The organism is Azospirillum sp. (genome assembly GCF_035627195.1).
Classification (GTDB): domain Bacteria; phylum Pseudomonadota; class Alphaproteobacteria; order Azospirillales; family Azospirillaceae; genus Azospirillum.
Window position 1 is genome coordinate 1 of record NZ_DASPMG010000013.1, and the last position, 3671, is coordinate 3671.

1 protein-coding gene and 1 pseudogene are annotated in these 3671 nt (G+C 66.7%); one reads left to right on the top strand and one right to left on the bottom strand.

The features are described 5' to 3' along the window. Window positions 1–271: 271 nt before the first annotated feature. Window positions 272–2332 carry a putative bifunctional diguanylate cyclase/phosphodiesterase gene (locus tag VED21_RS01005; protein WP_324880440.1) on the bottom strand — a complete coding sequence of 687 codons (2061 nt, stop codon included), beginning with the start codon at window positions 2330–2332 and terminating at the stop codon, window positions 272–274. A 472-nt stretch (window positions 2333–2804) separates the two neighbouring features. On the opposite strand from VED21_RS01005, the pseudogene VED21_RS01010 reads away from it, so the two are divergent. After that, a pseudogene (locus tag VED21_RS01010) lies at window positions 2805–3671 on the top strand (hypothetical protein); the annotation flags it as partial.

Sequence of the window (3671 nt, forward strand, 5' to 3'; positions counted from 1 at the left end):
CCTTGCGGTCATCCGGCGCTTGGCTCAGAACATCTTGCGGGCGCACCCGTTGGACCGGTCAATGAGCCTGAAAATGTTCAGGGCCATGATAAGCGAAGAATTCTTCTTCGAACTCTTTGCTTACATGCGATAGCCCTCCCTCGCGGGAGAGGGGTTGGGGTGAGGGGGCATAGCGGCCGATAGGCCGGACAAAGACTCTTCTTCCGCCCTACCGGGCGTAAATACCCCTCATCCCAACCCTTCTCCCTCAAGGGGAGAAGGGCTTTGAAGGTTACGCCTTCACCGTCTCCTGCTCCTTCACGAAGGTCTCGAAGGCGTCGATGGCCAGCGGGCGGCTGATCAGGTAGCCCTGGATCTGGTTGCAGCGCTGCTGGCGCAGCATGTCGGCCTGCTCGCGCGTCTCCACGCCCTCGGCGATGGTGGCGAAACCCAGGCTGTCGGCGAGGTTGACGATGGTGCTGACGATCGCCGGGTCGGTGGAGGACTTGACGATGTCGCGCACGAAGCTGCGGTCGATCTTCAGCGTGTCGATGGGGAAGCGCTTCAGGTACGCCAGCGACGAGTACCCCGTGCCGAAGTCGTCGATCGACAGCTTGACGCCGATGTCCTTCAGCCCGTTCAGGATCGTCACCGCCTTCTCGATGTCGCCGATCATGGCGCCCTCGGTCAGCTCCAGCTCGATCCGCTCGGGCGGCACGCCGGTGCTCTCGATCACCGAGCGCACGAAGCCGACGAGGCGGGCGTCCTGGAACTGGCGCGGCGACAGGTTCACCGACACCGTGCCCACCGGCAGCCCCTGGTCGATCCAGCCGGCCAGCGCGCGCGCCGCGGCGTACAGCGTCCAGGCGCCGATGTCCCAGATCAGGCCGGTGTCCTCGGCGAACGGGATGAACTCCGCCGGGGACACGGTGCCGCGCGAGGGGTGGATCCAGCGGATCAGCGCCTCCGCCCCGATCATGCGGTTGGCGGCGAGGTCGACCTTGGGCTGGAAGTACAGCTCGAACTCCTGGTTGGCGATGGCGCGGCGCAGGTCGCTTTCCATCCCCAGCGTGAAGTTCGATTCATCGCGCATCCCCTCGTCGTAATAGAGGAAGCGGTGCTCGGGGTTGCGCTTGGCGTGGTACATCGCCAGGTCGGCGTTGCGCAGAAGCTGGTCCGCCGTCTCGCCGTCGTCGGGGTAGAAGGCGATGCCGACCGAGGCGCCGCAGTAGATCTCCTGCCCGTACAGCGAGAACGGCTCGCTCAACGCGTACAGGATCTTTTCGGCCAGCCGCTGGCCGGCGGTGCGGTCGGCGGCGTCGGGGGCCACCACCAGGAACTCGTCGCCGCCCAGGCGGCCCACCGTGTCGGCCACGCGGGTGCAGTTGCGCAGGCGCCGCGCCACCAGCTTCAACAGCTCGTCGCCGGCGTGGTGGCCCAGCGTGTCGTTGACGTGCTTGAAGCGGTTGAGGTCGATGAAGGCCACGCCCACCTTGGTGCGCGAACGCTGGGCGCGCAGGATCGATTCCTCCAGCCGCTCGCAGACCAGCCAGCGGTTCGGCAGGTCGGTCAGCCGGTCGAAGCTGGCCTGATAGCGGATCTGGTGCTCCTGGTACTTGCGCTGGCTGATGTCGGCGATGGTCAGCACGTAGTGTTCCAGCAGCCCGGACGGCGAGCGCACGGCGTTCACCGACAGGTGCGCCGCGAATTCCTCGCCCGAACGGCGGAAGCTGGTGATCTCGCCCTGCCAGCGGCCGGAACTCTGCGCGGTGTGCCAGATGTCCTCCAGGAAGGCGCGCTCGTGCGCGCCCTGGGCGAAGAGGACGAGCGGCTGGCCCACCAGCTCGTCGATCTCGTAGGCGGTCATGGCGGTGTAGGCCGGGTTCACCGCCTGCACCAGCAGCTCCGGATCGACGATCAGGATGCCGTCGGCCACCGAGGCGAAGACGGTGGCGAGCAGGCGGATCTTCTCCTCGTGCTGCTTGCGCTCGGTGATGTCCTGGACGGTGCCTTCGTAGAAGCGGATGGTGCCGGCGGCGTCGCGCACGCACCGTGCATTTTCTGAAATCCAGATGATCGTTCCGTCACGCCGGAAGACCCGTGCCTCAAAATTTTGCACCACGCCCTGGCGGTGCATGAGGTCGGCGAAGGCCTCGCGGCGGCCGGGATCGACGTACAGCTGGCCGGCGATGTCGGTGAGGTGGGCGATCATCTCGCCCGGCGACGGGTAGCCGTAGATCCGCGCCAGCGACGGGTTCACCCGCAAGTAGCGGCCGTCGATGGTGGTCTGGTAGATGCCTTCGACCGCGTTTTCGAAAATACTGCGGTACTGTTCCTCGGTCTCCTGGCTCATGCCCCGAGCCTCCCCTGCCGCTGCGCACAATCCTTCGGCGAACAACATGATATGCCTGAACTGCCTTCTCGGTTGGAAAGCCACGCAAGTTCCATGCCGCGGACCCAGGGGCGGGCGGCATTGAAGTGTGTTTCATATCTTTCATGAAAGGAAGCATTTTATAACAAATCCGGGATGCGGCATGGGCGCGCGGGGAACCCCTGTCGGCGAATCGCCGCCGTGCCCTGCGCACCATCGACGCAGCCCCCGCGCCGTGCCGCGCGGCCGGGCGGAAAATCCTTTGCAATCCGTGGCTTAGGGGTCCGCGCGCGACGTGCGGTTGCGCATCGGTGTGCGCAGTTCTGGCCTTGCCGACGGCCGCTGCGCCGGTTAGATTTAACACTGTCTTAATTTGAGCGAAAATTGACGCGCACCCCGCCGGTTGTCACACCGGGGTCACGGGGGCGGGCCGGACGGAGGGCAGAGAAAGCCGGTGGCGACGCTGAATCTCTCGGTGTCGAGTGCGACGTGGTTGGACCTGGCGCGGCCGCAGCAGACGGCGCGTCCGGGTACCACCGGCTATGTGCCCCAGCAGCAGCGCCCGCAGACGAACCCGGTGCCGGACGGCGTCGCGCGGGCGACCAGCACCCCCATCTTCCGGAACGACGGCAACAGCGCGGCGATCCGCAGCCCGCTCGCCAACCCCGACGCCTACTTCACGTCGCGCAACCTGATGCAGCGTGTCGGCGACATGCTGTCTATTAAAGAGGCAATCGGCCAATCCATCACCACTTTGCGTACGACGAACGACGGAGTGGGCAAGATCGGCGGCTATGTCGAACAGGCGCGTGATCTGGTCACCCAGGCCTACGGCACCCTGGGCAACGACGCCACGGCGGTGGCGAAGCGGCGCGACTTGGCCGCGCAGTTCAACGCGCTGAAGGACCGCATCGACGGCGTCGCCCGCACCAGCGCGCGCAGCGGGCAGTCGCTGCTGGCGGCCGACACCTATTCCCTGGCGGTGAACGCGCAGTCGCGCCGGGCGCTGGACGCCATCCCCGGCCTGTCGGGGGCGAACGTCACCAACCTGACGGCGGCCGACACCTATATGGTGCGCGTCAGCGGCTCCGGCCTCATCACCGGCAACACCGAGGACATCGCCAGGGCGCAGGCCGAGCGCGGCTTCCTCAATCTCAGCGTCTCCGGCAGCCTCAGCGACACCGGCGGCGGCTTCGGCAACATCGCCCTGTCGCTCGGCCGCGACGCCGGCGGCGGCTGGTCGCTGACGCTGCGCGACGGCGAGGAGAGCATCACCTACGGCCTGTTCGGCGACGGCTCCACGCCGACCACACCCACCCAG